At 69.3% G+C, this 18,214-nt stretch carries 15 protein-coding genes; 6 read left to right on the top strand and 9 right to left on the bottom strand.

Features of this window, described 5'->3' with window-relative positions:
- Positions 1-172 precede the first annotated feature (172 nt).
- The 3 genes from gap to fba all read left to right on the top strand — a co-directional run bounded on the left by gap (position 173) and on the right by fba (position 3,698).
- On the top strand, positions 173-1,180 hold the full coding sequence (gap, locus tag ASD59_RS03415; protein ID WP_055828315.1) for a type I glyceraldehyde-3-phosphate dehydrogenase: 1,008 nt from the start codon (positions 173-175) through the stop codon (positions 1,178-1,180).
- 152 nt (positions 1,181-1,332) lie between these two features.
- On the top strand, positions 1,333-2,529 hold the full coding sequence (locus ASD59_RS03410) for a phosphoglycerate kinase (RefSeq protein WP_055828312.1): 1,197 nt from the start codon (positions 1,333-1,335) through the stop codon (positions 2,527-2,529).
- A gap of 83 nt (positions 2,530-2,612) precedes the next feature.
- On the top strand, positions 2,613-3,698 hold the full coding sequence (gene fba, locus ASD59_RS03405; RefSeq protein ID WP_055828309.1) for a class II fructose-bisphosphate aldolase: 1,086 nt from the start codon (positions 2,613-2,615) through the stop codon (positions 3,696-3,698).
- A gap of 27 nt (positions 3,699-3,725) precedes the next feature.
- On the opposite strand, the gene ASD59_RS03400 is transcribed toward fba, so the two are convergent.
- On the bottom strand, positions 3,726-4,364 hold the full coding sequence (locus ASD59_RS03400; protein WP_055828305.1) for a DUF2799 domain-containing protein: 639 nt from the start codon (positions 4,362-4,364) through the stop codon (positions 3,726-3,728).
- Positions 4,365-4,489: 125 nt separating this feature from the next.
- On the opposite strand from ASD59_RS03400, the gene ASD59_RS03395 reads away from it, so the two are divergent.
- Positions 4,490-5,518, top strand: coding sequence for an RluA family pseudouridine synthase (locus tag ASD59_RS03395; RefSeq protein ID WP_055828302.1), 1,029 nt, complete (start codon positions 4,490-4,492; stop codon positions 5,516-5,518).
- 207 nt (positions 5,519-5,725) lie between these two features.
- On the top strand, positions 5,726-6,613 hold the full coding sequence (rpoH, locus tag ASD59_RS03390; RefSeq protein WP_055828299.1) for an RNA polymerase sigma factor RpoH: 888 nt from the start codon (positions 5,726-5,728) through the stop codon (positions 6,611-6,613).
- 33 nt (positions 6,614-6,646) lie between these two features.
- Here rpoH and kynU read toward each other — a convergent pair whose 3' ends face one another.
- Positions 6,647-7,882: a kynureninase gene (kynU, locus tag ASD59_RS03385; RefSeq protein WP_055828296.1), complete on the bottom strand. Its 1,236-nt coding sequence runs from the start codon at positions 7,880-7,882 to the stop codon at positions 6,647-6,649.
- An 88-nt stretch (positions 7,883-7,970) separates the two neighbouring features.
- Between kynU and ASD59_RS03380 the strand changes: the two genes are divergently transcribed.
- Positions 7,971-8,891 (top strand): alpha/beta hydrolase family protein, encoded by a 921-nt coding sequence (locus tag ASD59_RS03380; RefSeq protein ID WP_200943725.1) that lies wholly within the window; start codon positions 7,971-7,973, stop codon positions 8,889-8,891.
- A gap of 19 nt (positions 8,892-8,910) precedes the next feature.
- Here ASD59_RS03380 and ASD59_RS03375 read toward each other — a convergent pair whose 3' ends face one another.
- The 7 genes from ASD59_RS03375 to ASD59_RS03345 all read right to left on the bottom strand — a co-directional run bounded on the left by ASD59_RS03375 (position 8,911) and on the right by ASD59_RS03345 (position 18,212).
- Positions 8,911-9,675 carry a response regulator gene (locus ASD59_RS03375; protein WP_235561708.1) on the bottom strand — a complete coding sequence of 255 codons (765 nt, stop codon included), beginning with the start codon at positions 9,673-9,675 and terminating at the stop codon, positions 8,911-8,913.
- A gap of 113 nt (positions 9,676-9,788) precedes the next feature.
- Entirely contained in the window at positions 9,789-11,084 is a 1,296-nt protein-coding gene (locus tag ASD59_RS03370; protein ID WP_055828289.1) for an adenylosuccinate synthase, read from the bottom strand.
- Positions 11,085-11,166: 82 nt separating this feature from the next.
- Positions 11,167-12,318 carry a phosphoserine transaminase gene (locus ASD59_RS03365; RefSeq protein ID WP_055828286.1) on the bottom strand — a complete coding sequence of 384 codons (1,152 nt, stop codon included), beginning with the start codon at positions 12,316-12,318 and terminating at the stop codon, positions 11,167-11,169.
- Entirely contained in the window at positions 12,318-13,259 is a 942-nt protein-coding gene (locus ASD59_RS03360; protein ID WP_055829671.1) for a DnaJ C-terminal domain-containing protein, read from the bottom strand. The genes ASD59_RS03365 and ASD59_RS03360 overlap by 1 nt, the downstream gene beginning before the upstream one ends.
- A gap of 127 nt (positions 13,260-13,386) precedes the next feature.
- A complete protein-coding gene (locus ASD59_RS03355) occupies positions 13,387-17,112 on the bottom strand; it encodes a baseplate multidomain protein megatron (protein WP_055828283.1) in 3,726 nt (1,241 codons plus the stop codon).
- Complete coding sequence (locus ASD59_RS03350; protein WP_055828280.1) at positions 17,113-17,562, bottom strand: NlpC/P60 family protein; 450 nt, start codon at positions 17,560-17,562, stop codon at positions 17,113-17,115.
- Positions 17,559-18,212 (bottom strand): baseplate hub domain-containing protein, encoded by a 654-nt coding sequence (locus tag ASD59_RS03345; protein WP_055828276.1) that lies wholly within the window; start codon positions 18,210-18,212, stop codon positions 17,559-17,561. The genes ASD59_RS03350 and ASD59_RS03345 overlap by 4 nt, the downstream gene beginning before the upstream one ends.
- Positions 18,213-18,214: the final 2 nt, after the last annotated feature.

Raw genomic sequence — 18,214 nt, 5'->3', positions numbered from 1 at the left:
GGTCGCGACCATGGACTCGCTCGGCCTCGGCGGTCCCGGCCCGCCCGCGCGACGCACCGACTGACCGGAAGCGTTACAGTTGATCACGCCTTGTTACGGGCGCGGGGTTGATCCTCGCGCCCGCCGGTTCCATTGAAGCGCCGACATTCAGCCCTTCTTCGGAGACCGCCCCATGACCGTCCGCGTCGCCATCAATGGTTTCGGCCGCATCGGCCGCCTCGTCCTGCGCTCGATCGTCGAGCACGGCCGTCGCGACATCGAGGTGGTGGCGATCAACGACCTGGGCCCGGTCGAGACCAACGCCCACCTGCTGCGCTACGATTCGGTGCACGGCCGGTTCCCGGGCCCGGTCGAGACCGGCGCGGACTGGATCGACGTCGGCCTCGGCAAGATCAAGGTCACGGCCGAGCGCGATCCGTCCAAGCTCCCGCACAAGGAGCTGAACGTCGACATCGCCTTCGAATGCACCGGCCTGTTCACGACGAAGGAGAAGGCCTCCGCTCACCTGACCGCCGGCGCGAAGCGCGTGCTGGTCTCGGCTCCCTGCGACGGCGCCGACAAGACCATCGTCTTCAAGGTCAATCATGAGACGCTGACGGCCGACGACATCATCGTATCCAACGGCTCGTGCACCACCAACGCGCTGGCCCCCGTCGCCAAGGTCCTGCACGACCTGTTCGGGATCGAGCGCGGCTATATGACCACCATCCACGCCTACACCGGCGACCAGCCGACGCTGGATACAATGCACAAGGACCTCTACCGGGGTCGCGCCGCCGCCCTGTCGATGATCCCGACCTCGACCGGCGCCGCCAAGGCCCTCGGCCTCGTGCTGCCGGCCCTGAAGGGCAAGCTGGACGGCTCCTCGATCCGCGTCCCGACCCCGAACGTCTCGGTCGTCGACCTCAAGGTCGTCGCCGGCCGCGAGGTGACGGTGGAAGAGATCAACGCCGCCCTCCAGGCCGCCGCCGACGGCCCCATGAAGGGCGTGCTGGCGACCACGATCGAGCCGCTGGTGTCCACCGACCTGAACCACATCGCCGCCTCGAGCACCGCCGCCCTGCCCCAGACCCAGGTCGTCGACGGCAAGCTGGCCCGCGTCCTGACCTGGTACGACAACGAATGGGGCTTCGCGACGCGGATGGCCGATACGGCGCTGGTGATGAGCAAGCTGATCTAGCACCAAACGATCCGCTCATCCCGGCGAAAGCCGGGATCCAGTCCTTTGGGCGATGACCGCGTCCAGTTTCGCACCGCTCGTGATCCCGGTCGTTGTGCCTCTCGAAAGCACTGGGTCCCGGCTTTCGCCGGGATGAGCGGAGGAGAAAAAGCATGACCTTCCGCACCCTCGACGACGCCCCCTCCCTCGCCGGCAAGACCGCCCTCGTCCGGGTGGACTTCAACGTTCCGATGGAGGACGGCAAGGTGACCGAGGACACCCGCCTGCGCGTCGCCCTGCCGACCATCAACAGGCTGCGCGATGCGGGGGCCAAGGTCGCCCTGCTGGCCCATTTCGACCGACCCAAGGGCAAGGTCGTCCCGTCGATGAGCCTGCAGCCGGTGGTCGACGACCTCGAGCATCTGCTCGGCGCCCCGGTCCGGTTCGCCACCGACTGCGTCGGCGACGAGGCGAAGGCCATGATCGCCGATGTGCCGCTCGGCGGGGTGGTTCTGCTCGAGAACGTCCGCTTTCACGCCGGCGAGGAAGCCAACGACCCGGCCTTTGCGAAACAACTGGCCGAGCTCGGCGACGTCTATGTCAACGACGCCTTCTCCGCCGCCCACCGCGCCCACGCCTCGACCGAGGGCCTGGCGCATCTGCTGCCGGCCTATGCCGGCGAGTCGATGCGCCGCGAGCTGGACGCCCTCGACGCGGCCCTGGGCAAGCCGCGAAAGCCGGTCATGGGCATTGTCGGCGGGGCCAAAGTCTCGACCAAGCTGGACCTGCTGAAGAACCTGGTCGGCAAGCTGGACCGCCTCGCCATCGGCGGCGGCATGGCCAACACCTTCCTTTTCGCCCAGGGGATCGACATCGGCGGATCGCTGGCCGAGCGCGACATGGCCGACACGGCCCGCGAAATTCTGGCCGAGGCCGAGGCCCGGGGGTGCCAGATACTGCTCCCCGTCGACTTCGTCGTGGCGACCGAGGTCAAGCCCGGCGCGGCCGCCCGCCCCGTTGTCGCCGGCCAGCCGCTGTCGGCCGACGACAAGATCCTCGACGCCGGCCCGGCCAGCGTCGCCCGCCTGGTCGACGCCCTGACCGCCTCGAAGACGCTGATCTGGAACGGGCCGCTGGGCGTGTTCGAAGTGCCGCCGTTCGATGCGGCCACCGTCGCGGTCGCCCACCATGCGGCCGCCCTGGCCAAGGCCGGCGTCCTGACCGCGGTCGGCGGCGGCGGCGACACGGTCGCGGCCCTGCACCACGCAGGCGTGGCCGACGACATGACCTTCGTCTCCACCGCCGGCGGCGCCTTCCTGGAATGGATGGAAGGCAAGCCCCTGCCCGGCGTCGAGGCGCTCCGGACCTGACGGTTTGCGTTGTTACATTGCGTGACTTCAAGGCGCGGTGCGGCTAAACCACCGGCAAAACATACGGGCTCAGGAGACACCCCATGGCGCGCATCACGCTGCGACAGCTTCTCGATCACGCGGCCGAGAATGGCTACGGCCTGCCGGCCTACAACATCAACAACATGGAGCAGGGGCTGGCCATCATGGAGGCGGCCGAGGCGGTCAACGCCCCCGTCATCATCCAGGCCAGCCGCGGCGCCCGGAACTACGCCAACGACATCGTCCTGGCCAAGCTGATCGACGCCCTCGCGGAGCTGTATCCGCACATCCCGGTGTGCATGCACCAGGACCACGGCAACGGCCCGGCGACCTGCGCCACGGCCATCCAGTACGGCTTCACCTCGGTGATGATGGACGGCTCCCTGGAGGAGGACGCCAAGACTCCCGCCAGCTACGAGTACAACGTCGACGTCACCCGTCGGGTGGTCCAGATGGCCCACAGCTGCGGCGTCTCGGTCGAAGGCGAACTGGGCGTGCTGGGTTCGCTGGAAACCGGCATGGGCGAGGCCGAGGACGGCCACGGCTTCGAGGGCAAGCTGGATCACTCGCAGTTGCTGACCGACCCGGATCAGGCCGTGGACTTCGTGCGCGAGACCCAGGTCGACGCCCTGGCCATCGCCATGGGCACCAGCCACGGCGCCTACAAGTTCACGCGCAAGCCCGACGGCGACGTCCTGGCCATGAATGTGATCGAGGAAATCCACCGCCGCCTGCCCGACACCCATCTGGTCATGCACGGATCATCGTCGGTTCCGCAGGACCTCCAGGACATCATCAACCAGTACGGCGGCGAGATGCCCCAGACCTGGGGCGTGCCGGTCGAGGAAATCCAGCGCGGCATCAAGCACGGCGTGCGCAAGATCAATATCGACACCGACAACCGCATGGCCATGACCGGCGCGATCCGGAAGATCCTCGCCGAGAAGCCCGGCGAGTTCGACCCGCGCGCCTATCTGAAACCGGCCAAGGAGGCGATGCGCAAACTCTGCCAGGAGCGCTTCGTCCAGTTCGGCTGCGAAGGCCAGGCGTCAAAGATCCGCCCCTTGTCGACGGCCCAGATGGCCCAGCGCTACGCCAGGGGCGAGCTGAACCCGCATTTCGGCTCGACCACGTCCAAGGCCGCCTGACGCGCCTGATCGCGGCGCCCCGACGCCCTACCAGCCGCCGTATTGACCCTGGAAACGCCAGCGCACGTCCCGGACGTCGCGCTCGGCGTCGTCGATCGCATCCTGGGCCCGGCGCCATTCCCGCTCGGTGTCCGCGCGCTCGCGCCGGATCTCCTGAATGCGGTTGCGGATCGTCTCGCGCTGCTGGTCGGTCAGCCCCTCGGCCCGCGCCTCGGCCTGTTTGGCCGTGATCTTGTCGTCCAATTCCTCCAGCCGGTTCCCCAGCGAGTCCGCCTGGCTGCGAACGTTGACCAGGGCCTGCTCGACCTGATGAACGATCTGTCCGTCGCGATAGGCGGGAAGGAAGTCCGCTTCCAGATACGATGGACAGACCCCGCCGTAGCTGGAACCGGCGCGGCCCTCCCTGAACCCGCGATCCGGCCTGCAATACTGGACGAGGCCCTGCTCGCGTCCCGCGCCATAGACGGCGGCGTCGGGCGTGATCCCGTGTTTGGCGCAGGCCTCGGCATGGTCGTTGAGGCGGCTCATGGTCAGGCCCGCCGCGCCGTCCGCAAAGCCCTGTCCGGACCAGTCCCCGGCCATGCACTGCTCCGCGCTCATCGTCGCGCAACTGCCCAGAACCATGACCGCGCCGCCTGCGGCAGCCGCGAGAATCCACGATCGCATGACCCTCCCTCCGTAAAGCCAAGCTTAACCATGACTCAGAACGGGAGAGCCGCCAAGCGCGCCTTGTATTTCAGGCTGCCCGCCGTGCTAGATCAGCGACCGCCCGCTGAGCGGCGGAGCCGCCCTTGTCCGACGAACCTCTCCTTTCTGAAGACCTCCTCGCCGATGAGGAAAGCGCCACCATCCTAGAGGCGCGCCTCGAGACGGGCGGGGTCCGTCTCGACAAGGCCCTGACCGACATCTTCCCCACATTGTCGCGCGCGCGGCTGCAGGCCCTCCTAGCCGAAGGCGTCGTCAGCCGTGACGGCGAGCCCGTATCCGTGGCCTCCGGAAAGGCCCAGCCTGGCCTCTACGCCATCGCCCTGCCAGCCGTCGTCTCCGCCATTCCGCAACCCGAAGCGATCGCCCTCACGGTGCTGTACGAGGACGCCCACCTGATCGTCGTCGACAAACCGGCTGGCATGGCCGTCCATCCGGCGCCCGGTAGTGAAACCGGCACCCTGGTCAACGCCCTGCTTCACCATTGCGCGACGTCCCTGTCCGGCATCGGCGGCGTCGCCCGCCCGGGCATCGTACACCGGCTGGACAAGCACACATCCGGCGTGATGGTCGCCGCCAAGTCCGACGCGGCCCATGCCGGTCTCTCGGCCCTGTTCGCCGCCCACGACATCGAACGGACCTACATCGCCCTGACCCGCGGCGCGCCACAGCCGGAGAAGGGCCGCATCGTCTCCAACCTCGGCCGCTCGACTGGCGACCGCAAGAAGATGGCGGTGCTGAGAACCGGCGGACGCGAAGCCATCACCGACTATGTCGTCGAGCGGCTCTTCGGCGCCGCGCCCCAGAAGGGCAGCCGCCCCGCCGCCCCGCCCCTCGCCGCCCGCGTGGCCTGCACCCTGCACACCGGCCGCACCCACCAGATCCGGGTCCACATGGCCTCGAAGGGCGCGCCCCTGCTGGGCGACCCGGTCTATGGCACCGGCAGTCCCGCCAACCTCGTGCGCGCCGCGATCGCCGCGGCTGGCCTGACCCGCCAGGCCCTCCACGCGGCGATCCTCGGCTTCGTCCATCCGATCACGGGAGAGGCCCTGCGTTTCGAAACCCCGCCTCCCGAAGACATGCGGGTGCTCGAAGAAGGCCTGGCCCGGCTCTAGTCCGTCTTGATTAAGGACGCACTATCCGGTATACGTCCGTCATTCGGTGCCGTGGCGCCGGGGCAACGGTCACGCCGCGGTGTGACGATCCGCCTCTGACAAAGGCGGAAACCCGACCCTATTTCATCGGTTGAGGGGTGAGGCGACGGCGCACATCGGGTGGCCGCTTCCGGAGAGCCCGCTCGTTTTGACGGTCGGAGGGACCATATGGCTGTAGCTAGATCACTCGCGGTGATGTCGCCTGAACAGGGGCTTTCGCGATACCTGACGGAAATCCGCAAATTTCCGATGCTGGCGAAGGACGAGGAGTTCATGCTCGCCAAGCGCTGGACCGAGCACCAGGACCCCGAGGCCGCCCACCGTCTGGTGACCTCGCACCTGCGTCTCGTGGCCAAGATCGCCATGGGTTATCGCGGCTACGGCCTGCCGATCGGCGAGGTGATCTCCGAGGGCAACGTCGGCCTGATGCAGGCCGTCAAGAAATTCGACCCGGACAAGGGCTTCCGTCTCGCGACCTACGCCATGTGGTGGATCCGCGCCTCGATCCAGGAATACATCCTGCGCAGCTGGTCGCTCGTGAAAATGGGCACCACCGCCGCGCAGAAGAAGCTGTTCTTCAACCTGCGCAAGGCCAAGAGCCAGATCTCTGCCTTCGAGGAGGGCGATCTGCGTCCGGAACACCTCTCCGCCATCGCCACCAAGCTGGGCGTGTCCGAGGAAGAGGTCACCAACATGAACCGCCGTCTCGGCGGCGACTCCTCGCTGAACGCTCCAATCCGATCGGACGGCGAAAGCGAGTGGCAGGACTGGCTGGCCGATGACACCGCAGTGTCGCAGGAAACCGCCCTGGCCGAGAGCGAAGAGAAGTCGATCCGCATGGGCCTGCTCGAGGAAGCGATGCAGGAGCTGACCGACCGCGAGAAGCATATTCTGACCGAGCGTCGTCTCAAGGACGATCCGGTGACGCTGGAAGAGCTGGCCGGCCAGTACGGAGTCTCGCGCGAACGCGTCCGCCAGATCGAAGTCCGGGCCTTCGAGAAGCTTCAGAAGGCCATGCGCGCGGCGGCTGACGAGCGGAACCTGGTCGACGCCTGATGAACCCTCCCTCCCCGCATCGCGGGGAGGGACTCAGGTCACGGCCGAAAGGGCCTGGAACCTTTCGTCCCGCCAGCTCCCGCTGTCGAAAATGTCTCCCAGCACCTCGACCGCATCCCATACATCAACGTGACGCACGTACAGCGGCGCGAAGCCGAAGCGGATGACGTCCGGGCGCCGGAAATCCCCGACCACCCCGCGCGCGATCAGGTTCTGCATCACGGCCCAACCGCCTGGATGCGCGAACGAGACCTGACCGCCACGGGCCGCTGCGTCGCGCGGCCCGACCAGCATCAACCCATGCGCCGCGCATCGCGCCTCCACCCTTTCGATGAACAGATCGCCCAGCGCCGCCGCCTTGGACCGCGCCTGGGCCATATCCACGCCGTCGAAGGCATCCAGCGCCGCATCCAGCGCCGCCAGGCTGAGGATGGGCGGTGTCCCGCACAGCCAGCGGTCGATCCCGGCGGCCGGCTCGTAATCGTCCACGAAATCGAACGGCCGGGCGTGACCCATCCAGCCCGACAGAGGATTGCGCAACGCCGCCTGATGCCGCCTCGCCACGAACAGATACGCCGGTGCGCCGGGCCCGCCGTTGAGATATTTGTAGCCGCAGCCCGCCGCCAGATCCGCCCCGTCCCGGTTGAGGTCGACGTCCAGCACCCCCGCGCTGTGGCTCAGGTCCCAGAGACTCAGGGCCCCGGCGGCCCGCACCGCCGCGCTTTGCGCCGCCATGTCGCGCACGGCGCCGCTTCGGTAGTGAACGTGACTGAGCAGGACCAGGGCCGTCCGGTCGTCCAGCGCCGTCTCGAACGCCCCCGGCTCGACGACCCGCAGGTCGATCTCCGGCATGGCCCCGGCGAGACCCTGCAGGATGTAGAGATCGGTCGGGAAGTCGCCCCGCTCGATGACGACGGCCCGCCGCTCCGGCCCCCGGGCCCGAACGGCCCCCGCGGCCAGTTTGAACAGGTTCACCGACACCGAATCCGCCGCCGTGACCTCGTCCGCCTCCGCGCCAATCAGCCGGGCGATCTTGCCTCCCACCTGTCGGGGCAGGTCAATCCACCCATGGCGGTTCCAGCTGGAGATCAGGTCCCGGCCCCACTGTTGCTCGGTCGTCTCACGCACCCGCGTCGCCGCCGCCAGCGTCAGGGCGCCCAGGGAATTCCCGTCCAGATAGACGACCCCGTCCGGCAGACTGAACCGGTTCCGAACGCCGCCCAGCGGATCAGCGGCATCCCGATCAAGACAAGTCTGGCGGGTCGTCATTCGGGAGGCTCCTGTTGCCGGGCGGCTATCGCTCTCTACAGTGAGCCGCCACGCCGGTGAAACGGCGACATCGACAGGATCGCCCGGAATGCGCCCGCCCTTGACCGTCTTGGCCGCATCCCTGTCCGTCGCCGCCTGCATGTCCTCTCCCGCGCCTGTCGATCCGGTCGAGACCCGAACGCCTATCACCTTCAGCCAGCTTCTGAGCCAGCCTCGCGCGAGCGCGGACTTCCGCATCGCCTATGGCGCCGACCCACTCCAGTTCGGCGAGCTGTGGATTCCGAAGAGCGGCCGTCGCCATCCCGTCATCGTCCTGATCCACGGCGGCTGCTGGCGCGCGGATCTGCCCGGCGTCGAACTGATGGACTACATGGCCGCCGACCTCCGGGACCGGGGCTACGCCGTCTGGAATCTTGAATATCGCCGCATCGGCCACGCAGGCGGCGGCTATCCCGGGACGTTTCAGGACATCGCCGCCGGCCTGGATCATCTGCGCGCCCTAGGGCCGCAGTACGGCCTGGACCTGCGCAGGGTCGCGGTCTCCGGTCATTCCGCCGGCGGCCATCTGGCGCTATGGGGTGCGGCTCGAGACCGTCTTCCGTCGACCAGCCCGCTTCGCATCGTCGGCCCCCTTCCGGTGCGGGGGGTCGTAACGCTGGCCGGCATCGCGGATCTGACCGCCTATCGCGAGACGGGACCAGACGCCTGCGGCGGCCCCTCGACCATCGACGCGCTGGTGGGTGTTCAGGGAAGGGACGCCCCCAACATCTTCGCCGACACCTCGCCCCCCGCCCTGCTGCCGTTGGGCGACCGGCAGATCTTGGTGTCGGGCGCGCTCGACCACATCGTGCCGCCGCGGTTTGGCCAGGACTATGCGGCCGCGGCCGTATCGGCGGGCGATCCCGCGACGTCCGTGGTGTTGGAAGGAGCCGGGCATTTCGAGCTTGTCGACCCGACCTCGGCCGTCTGGCCGCGCATCGTGGCGGCCTATGCCGGCCTGCTTGGGTAGACTGCCGGGTGCGGGAGTCTCAGCCCGCGCGCTGCATCGGCGTGATCGGCGCCATGGCCAGCAGCGTCCCGATCGGGGCCGCAAGGGTCGCCTTGGTCACGGGTCCCGACGCCAGGGTGACCTCCAGCGCGCCGACCGCCACCACGAGCCGTGAATCCGACGCCTTGAGGGCCAGCGCCTTGAGCTGGGACGCCTGTTCCCGCACGGCGCGCACCGCCTGCATCGGATCGCTGTCGAACTTGTCCAGCGCCGCCGCCAGAATGCGCATGGCCTGATCCTTGGTAGCCGCGGTCGCCTCGGCTCCGGTGGGGGCCTCGTCCGCTTTTCTCTTGCCTGGCCCCGAAAACTCGCCCGAATTGAACCGCCGACGGTCCGGTCCGATATAGCCGACCGCCTCAACCCAGTCCCGGGGCTTAAGCGCGACGTTCTCGACCCGCTTGAACAGGTCGGCGCTGGTGAAGGGCTTGCGCAGGAATTCGTGCACCCCCGCGTCGCGCGCGCCCAGGATCGTGGTCGCCGTAGCCTCGGTCGTCACCATGATGATCGGCGCGCGGCGGCATCCCAGATGCGACCGCCTCAGCTTCCGCGCCAACGATTCTCCGTCCAGCTTGTCGCCGGTCCGCTCAGTGAACACTATGCCGGGCTCGAGTTCCGCCGCCCTCTGAAGCGCGCGATCCTCGGTTGGCTCGACCAGGATCCGGGCGGCGCCCAGTCCCTTGATGATCTCGCTCAGTATGCGTGCGGAATGGGGGTTCGGATCGACGATCAGAACCCGCCTCAGCATCGGGGCCATTCTTGCCAGCACTCGACGATCGGCAGCAAACAAGACGCAACTCTCCTCAGGGACGGTCATCCTTAACCGGCGCCGGTTAAGGCCGGTTGAATGCCCGGCCGCCCTCAGCCCCGGAAGGGATCGTGCATCATGATGGTGTCGTCGCGTTCGGGACTCGTCGACAGCAGGGCCACCGGGGCGCCGATCAACTCCTCGATCCGCCGGACATACTTGACCGCATTCGCATTCAGATCCCGGAAGCTGCGCGCGCCGGCTGTGCTTTCGCTCCAGCCTTCAAGTTCCTCGAACACCGGTTCGGCCGCGGCCTGGGCCTTCAGGCTGGACGGCAGATAGTCCAGCACCTCACCGTCGATGCGGTAGCCCGTGCAGATTTTGAGCATCTTCAGCCCGTCCAGCACGTCCAGCTTGGTCAGGGCGATACCGTCAATCCCGTTGATCGCCACCGACTGGCGGACCAGCACGGCGTCGAACCAGCCACAGCGGCGCGCCCGGCCGGTATTGACCCCGATCTCGCGCCCCACCGTCGCGAGATGGATCCCCACCTCGTCATTCAGCTCGCAGGCGAACGGCCCCTCGCCCACCCGGGTCGTATAGGCCTTTACGATCCCCAGCACATAGCCGACCCCGCGCGGCCCGATGCCCGATCCCGCCGCCGCCTGTCCGGCCACGGTGTTCGAGCTGGTCACATAGGGATAGGTGCCGTGGTCCACGTCCAGGAAGGCGCCTTGGGCTCCCTCGAACAGCACCCGTTTGCCGTCCCGCCGCGCCTGATCCAGCACCCGCCAGGCCGGTTGCACATAGGGCAGGATCTTGGGCGCAATCTCCAGCAGCTGCGCCAGCAGCGCCTCCGGATCGATCGGCTCGAGCCCCAGCCCCGCCCGCAGCGGATCATGGTGCGAGCGCAGGCGGTCGATCTTGACCTTGAGGTCTTCCACATTGGCCAGGTCGCAGACCCGGATCGCGCGCCGCCCCACCTTGTCCTCGTAGGCCGGACCGATGCCCCGCCCGGTAGTGCCGATCCGCGCGCCCGGTGCGCTCGCCGCTGCCTCGCGCGCCACATCCAGCGCCGGGTGGATGGGCAGGATCAGACAGGCGTTGTCGGCCACGATCAGCACCTCGGGGCTGATGTGGATTCCCTGCGCCTCGATTTTCCCGATCTCGCCGACCAGGTGCCAGGGGTCGACGACCACGCCGTTGCCGATGATCGAGGGCTTGCCCTGCACCACGCCGGACGGCAGCAGCGCCAGCTTGTAAACCTTGCCGTCCACGACCAGCGTATGACCGGCGTTGTGCCCGCCCTGGAACCTGACGACCATGTCGGCCCGGTTCGACAGCCAGTCGACGATCTTGCCCTTGCCCTCGTCACCCCACTGGGCGCCGACCACCGCGACGTTCGCCAAGACTGTTCTCCGCTGTCCGGGATTTCGGAATGCGGGCGCAGCCTATAGCGGGGGAATCGGCGGGTGTCCCGCCGCGGAGCGATTATTCCGCCAGCGCCGTCTCAAACGCCCAGTCCAGCCAGGGCGTCAGCGCCTCGATATCCGCCGTCTCCACGGTGCAGCCGCACCAGATCCGCAGACCCGCGGGGGCGTTGCGGTGGCTCTCGATGTCGAAGGCCGCGCCCGCATCCTCGACCAGCGCCTTCATCCGCATGACCAGCGCCCGGCGCGCATCGTCGTCCATGGCCGCCACGCGCGCATCCACGAACTTCAGGCACACCGAAGTCGTCGAGCGCGTCGCCGGGTCTCGCGCCAGATAGTCGACCCAGTCCGTCCGCCGGACCCACGCGTCGAGCGTCGCCGCGTTGGCGGCCGTCCGCGCGATCAGGCTGTCCAGACCGCCCGCCGCCAGCCCCCACTGGACCGCGTCGATCCAGTCCTCGATCGTCCACACCGAGAAGGTATTCAGCATCGACCCGTTGGCCAGCATCCGGTCGAAGCCGTTCGCATCCCGCAGCCGCAGCACCTTGGGCACGCTGCGCGGCGGTTCATAGCGGTCCAGCCGCGCCACCGCCCGTGGCGACAACGCCGCTACCCCCAGGCCCGCCTCGCCGCCCAGCGCCTTCTGGAAGCTGAACGTCACCACGTCCAGCTTGCCCCACGGCAAGGGCATGGCGAACGCCGCCGAGGTCGCGTCGCAGATCACCACGCCTTCGCGGTCGTCGGCGATGAAGGTTCCGTTCGGGGCGCACACGCCGGAGGTCGTGCCGTTCCAGGGAAACACCAGGTCCTTCTTCGGATCGACCTTCGAGGTATCGGGCCACCCGCCCCACGGCGCCGTCAACACCTCCGGGTCCAGTCTCAGATGCTCGACGGCGTCGCTCGCCCAGACCTTGCCGAAATTCTCGAACGCCAGGACCTGGACGGGCCGCTCGCCCAGCATCGACCACATGGCCGCCTCGACCGCCGCGGTGTCGGACCCTGGCACATAGACCAGCACCCAGTCCGCCGGGACCTCCAGCAGTTCCCGCGTCAGTCTCAGGCCGTGCGCGAACCGCTCCACCACCTCCGGCGCGCGGATGCCTCGGCCCAGCAGCTCATGAGGAATCGCCTGCGACGACCATCCCGGCCGCTTCGCCGTCGGCCCGGACGAGAACCACGGCCGCGCCGGTTTCACGTTCGGCCGATTGGCCATCAATCGCGCCACGGCTTGTAGGGGCCCGCGTCGCGCATCGCCTGCGCCAACTTGGTCAGCGCCGCGTTTTCCTCCTCGGGCAGCATGACCATCAGCCTGGCCAGAAGGTCGCCGCGCTTGCCGTCGGCGAACGCGCCTCGCCCTTTGAGCCGCAGCACCTTGCCTGAGCTCGACCCCTTGGGAATGGTCATCGAAACCGTCCCCTCGGGTGTCCGCACCGGGATCTTGCCGCCCAGAACGGCGTCGGTCAGGGATACCGGCAAGTCCATCGTCAGGTCCGCCCCGTCCCGCGTGAACACCGGATGCCGCGCGATCTTCAGCGTGATCAGGGCGTCGCCCGCCTCGCTGCGGCCCGAGGCACCGGGCGCGCCCTGACCCCTCAGCCGGATCGTCTGGCCGTCCGCCGCGCCCTTGGGGATGGTAACGTCCAGGGTTCGTCCATCCGAGAACTGGATTCGCCGCGTCGCGCCCGAGATCGAATCCTCAAGGCTGATCTCCAACGTCGCCTTTACGTCGGCTCCGCGACCCAGACCCGCATTGGAGAAGCCGCCGCCCCTCGCTCCGCCCGGCCTCGTCCCGCCGCCGAACATGCCACCGAACAGCTCGTCCAGATCGATGTTCTCGAAGCCCTGTTGCCGCGCCCCGCCCTGGCCGAACGGATTGCCGCCCGAACCGCCGCGGGTCGGTCCACCCGCGCCGAAGCCGCGGAACTGCTCACGGCCGTCGGCGTCGATCTCGCCGCGATCGAATTTGGCGCGCTTCTCCTTGTCGCCCAGCAGGTCGAACGCAGCCGTGATCCGCTTGAACCGCTCATCGGCCACGGTGTTGCCGGGGTTCTTGTCGGGATGCAGTTCCTTGGCGAGCTTTCGGAACGCCTTCTTGATCTCGTCAGCGCTCGCGCCCCTCGAAACGCCCAGTTCCTTGTAGGGATCGCCCGCCACGTTCGAAACCGCTCCTGCGCCGGGCTCAAGCAGCGCGAAGCGCATCAGCCCACCAATACCGAAACGATCAGTTAGGCCATCGAGGGGATTCCCGAAAGGCGCGCGGTCGAAATCTCTGGCGTGGCGATCAGCCGAGCGCCGCCCTCGCCTCGACGCCCCAGCCGTAGCCATCCCCCCACTGCGCCACGGCGATCGTCGCTCCCGGGCCGGGCCCGGCGGGAAAATCGATCGCGACGTCCGCCGCCGGATAGAGCGCCGCCACGCCCTCGGCCTCGAACGTCCGGAGCACCGTCGCTTCCGCCAGGATCCTGACCCGGAACCGCAGCGGATCGGCGGACGCCGGTTCGCCCTCCCAGCGGTCCCCGTCGATACGGGACCGCGCGACCCAGCCCAGGTCGAACCCCCCGTCAGCCCGGGCGCCCGCCCTCAGATGCGAAGGCGACCAGGGCCGGTCGTGGACGCCCGTGGCCGTATGGACCACCTCGCTGACCGCCGCCCCGCCGGGAGGTCCCCCCGTCGGACCGGCGCGCCAGATCAGCGGCAGCCCCCGCTCGGTCCGCGGCGACTCCGCCCGCGCCGGCGTAGAGTCCAGCAGAACCACCAGGGCCCCCGCCGCTGCGCCGGCCGCCATGGCGTTGTCTGTCCCCTGCTGCGCACGCAACAATCCGCCCAATCGCCAGACGCCGTCGCCCAACAACTCAGCCGTCCGGAATTGCACCATCTCCCAGCCGTCCTCCGTCTCGACGGCCGCCGCATTGCCGCCCGCGAGCACCGCGATGGCGGGACGGCTTTCCGGAGTTCGTCCCTCGACCCGGACAGCCAAGGTGTTCACCGCATCCCAGCGATGTCTGGGGCCTGGAGCCAGCGGTTCCGTCAGCACGCCCACGGTCGCAGGTCGCGGGATCTCGCCTCGCGCCGCCAGGGCATCCGTCGACGGTCCCGCGAACACCTGCATCGGCCGCCATGGCTCCCCGGCGGCGACCGGGATCGGTCGTCCGTCGATCTCGGCCCCGGCCAGGGGCGGCAGTTCCATCATCCGAAAGAAGGGCGCACCCACCATCGTGCTCGTCCTGTCGGCCCTGGGCCCGCCCTCGTCCGCCCCGGCGTCCACCGACGATATCCGCTCCAGCATCGCGGACGGCGTCTCGTCCATGTCCAGCCGCATGACGCGCCAGTCGCCTTCCCGACCTTCGACCGAGACCCGGTCCCCCGGTTCCAGCCGCATGGCCGCCAGCGGCCCGAGCGCCGCTGTCAGCCGTTCGTCCGCGAGTCGTTCGAGGGCCCGTTCCGCAGCCGCCCGCGCCAGCGAGGCCGAACACACCGCCGGCAAATCCAGGTCGACCCCGCCGCCCTCGCCCGCTGACCGCATGATCGCCGACCCCGTCCGATAGTCCGCGTCGCCGTCGATGAACCTTACCCGCGCCGTCCCTGGCGACCCCTCCAGCGTCCGATCCGCCCGGATGCTCGCGCCGTCCTCCGGCAGCCCCAGAGCCTCCGTCGTCAGCGCCGCCTCCGCCAGACCTTCCCCAACCACCGCGACCTTGCCGCCCCGCTCGGCCGCGACGAGCCCCAGCGCGGCCAGAAGCGGCTCCAGCGCGTCCCGCGTCCGCATCGGCCTGTCGATGACATAGCCCTGCACCGCCCCGCTCACGGCCCCCACCTCGAAATCTTGCGCGGTCAGCCCACCACGCTCCAGAACCGCCGCGATCAGATCCCGCGTCTCGCCCCCCAGCCGGCCATTCAGCCAATGCCCGGTCCGCCACGCCCCCGCATCCGCCCACACGTCTCCGCGACCCGGAAACGCGGGCCAGGGCCGCGCGTCCCAGCACCAGGCGTCCGCCCCGTTCAGCATCGGTCCGCCATAGACCGCCGACACCGGATTGTTGTCCGGGACCGCGTAGTGCCGCAGGACCGCCTCCAGCGCGCGTCGCTGCATCCGGTCGTCGCGCACCCCGTTTGAGAAGGGCGGCAGACCGCTCTCGGCGCTCTTCGGATCCTGGAACAGGTTGGGCGCATTGCCGCCCCGGTCCACGGCCGCGCAGCCGAACTCCGTCAGCCGGATCGGTTTCATTCCGGCAACCCAGGCCGTCGGGGCCGAATTCCGTACGCCGCCCGGCCGGTCATGATGCGCGTTACTCCACCAGCCCTTCAGGTCCTTGGGCCGGAACATCCAGTCCTCGCCATGCGCCGTGTCGGCGATCGCCGTGCGGGTCTGGATGACCCGGTCGGCCTCCGAGGCGTAGAACCAGTCGAACCCCTCTCCGCCCGCCACTTGCGCCGTCAGATAGGCGGGGTCGTCGGGCCCGGCGAAAAGCATGCCGTCCACGCCGCCGTCGCCGGCCCGCCAGTCGCCCAACGGCGGATACCAGTCGACGCCCACATAATCGATGTTGGCGTCGGCCCACAGCGGATCCAGATGGAAGAGCGCGTCGGCCCCCTCATGCCGCCCGAAATATTCGGACCAGTCGGCCGCGTAGCTGATCGCCACGTCCGGTCCGACCACCGCCCGACACTCGGCCGCCAGCGTCCTCAACTGATCCACCGCCGGAAAGCCGCCGACGTCGTCGCGGGTCCAGGTCAGCCCACGCATCTCGGAGCCAATCAGCAGCCCGTCCGCGCCGGTCTCCGCCGCCAGCGCCGCATAGTGAAGCGCCAGCCGCCGCAGGCCCCGGCCCGCCGCCGTCCCGAACATGGCCTCGACGTCCGCCGCCGCCTGACCGCCGTCACGTCCCCTGACCCGTCCCCGCCACGGATAGGCCGCCTGTTCCGTTCCGCCGTAAGGGTCTGGCAGGCTGTTCCTCGCCGGCACGTCCATGAACACGAAGGGGTACAGCGTCACCTCCAGCCCCCGCGCCTTCAGTTCGGCGACGGCCTGCCGCACGCTCTCGTCCGATGGGGTGCCGCCATAGGCCGGGGCGCCGCCGCTCTCCGAGATCACGTGCGCTTCCGCACGCGCCAGCCCCGCGACCGACCAGCTCAACGGCTCTGTCGCCTTCCCGACCCGCTCCACGCCGGGCCGGATCGTGCACTGCGCCGCGCGCAGGTCGGTCCCGAACCAGCCGATGACCAGGCTGACCCGCTTCAGACCCGGGGCCTGGGCCATCAGTTGATCCAGCGATACGATGAGGTCCGTCCGCCCGTCCCCGCCATGGACATTCTCCGCCGTTGTCCGCGTCAGCCCTTCACGGCGCGTGACGACATCGGTCGCCAGCACGAACTCCCCGGCGCCGGGGATCAGGCACACGCCCTCCAGCCGGTCCTCGAGCGCCGTCCCGCCGGCTCCCGCCCTTCGGAAAACCTCGAAGGCCAGCTGCGGGGGCCGGTTCCCATAGGCGCCCAGAGACAGGTCCTCGAACACCGCGTAGGCCGTTCCCCGATACGACGGCGCGGTTCCCTCGACCGCTTCGATCAGCGGATCCGGTATCTGATCGGCGCCGCCGCGATGCACCCGCATCGTCACGCCTGACAGGTCCATGGGCCGCCCATCGGCCCACACCCGGCCGATCCCGTCGATCTCGCCCTCGCACAGGGCGACAGCGAAGCTCAGGGAATAGTCGTACTCGACCGCTCTCGGCCCGCCCTTGCCGCCCGAGATCGTGTTTCGTCCCTCAAGGAACCGGGCCGCCCAGATCACCTGCCCCGTGACCCGGGCCCGCCCGAACACGGCCGCCATCGGCGCGCCCTCGGCCGAACCCTGCACCTTCAGCGTCTCGAGCCGTGGCCCCTTCTGTCGCGCCGGTTCCAGCCCCGAGATGACCCTCTGGTCGATCGTCCGCCCGAGGGTCGACCCGATCACCGCCCCGATGGGCCCGCCGACCGCCTGCCCCACGCTGCTCAGGATGACCTGCGCCATTCAGTCGTTTCCCCTGCTTCCGGCCGGCCAACCGAACACCGCGACCAGCCGGCGCCGCCACCAGGCCCCCATCCAGCTCTCCACCACGGCCCGGCCCCAGTAGGCGTGGATCATCCGCGGCTCGGCGCCCGCCGTATCGCTCAGGATCGCGCAGTGTTTGACCGGACATCCGGCCGCCATGCGGAACATCAGCACATCCCCCGGCGCCGCATCCGCGACCGGCTTCTCCGTCAGCCAGCGCCGCGCCGCGGCCAGCAAGGTCTCCTCGCCCCCGACCTCGGCCCAGTCGGCCTGATAGGCCGGCGGGGATTCCGGCTCGCGTCCCACCAGGTCGCGCCAGACGCCGCGGACCAGTCCCAGACAGTCCGCCCCCTCGCCCCGCACGCTGGCCTGATGCCGGTACGGCGTTCCCAGCCAGGTCCTGGCGACCGCGGCCGCCCGCGCGTTCATCGGCGGCTCCCGCCGTCATTGCGTCCACCTTCGACCGGAGCGGCAGTCAGGAAGTCGTCGCCGGGAATGTCCGGAAAGCCCTGAAAATTGGTCCCGTTAGCGAATGTCCCCACGCAGGTTTCCCAACGCTTGTCGCACTCGGCGCCAGGAAAGGCGGCCCGATCGATCCGGCACCGCCCGTCGCCCAGCAGGGCGTCGCATCCCCGTCCGTAGGTGCGACCAACCACCCGCTCCAGCCGGGCGAGCGGCCCCTCCAGTTCGGCGACGAAGCCTCCACCCTCGCGCCGGATCCGCGCCAGCGTCGCCGTCCAAAGACGCATCCGCAGCTCCGGCCGCTCCCAGTCCACCCGCCACAGCGCGACCGCCGCCCCGTCGTACAGTCCCGCCTCGACGTCCGCATCCGTGATCGCCGCGTCATCCAGGGCTCCGGCGATCGCCCCCGATCCCGCCGCCAGGCCGACCGCGCTGTCTGCGGCCCCGGCTGTCCAGCCGCTCGCTGCCTGGCAGGTCACCCCCTCGACGGTCAGGTCGCGGTCATGGTCGGTGAAGCCCGTTTCGACTCCGTCCGTCCGTCGCAGCACCCAGGCGTGGCACAGCGTCGCCGCACCGCTCTCGATGCGGGCGGCCATCTCCTCCGGCATATCGCGCATGG

This window comes from Brevundimonas sp. Root608, from assembly GCF_001427825.1.
Lineage (GTDB): Bacteria > Pseudomonadota > Alphaproteobacteria > Caulobacterales > Caulobacteraceae > Brevundimonas.
This window is presented reverse-complemented; position numbering and strand designations above follow the sequence as displayed.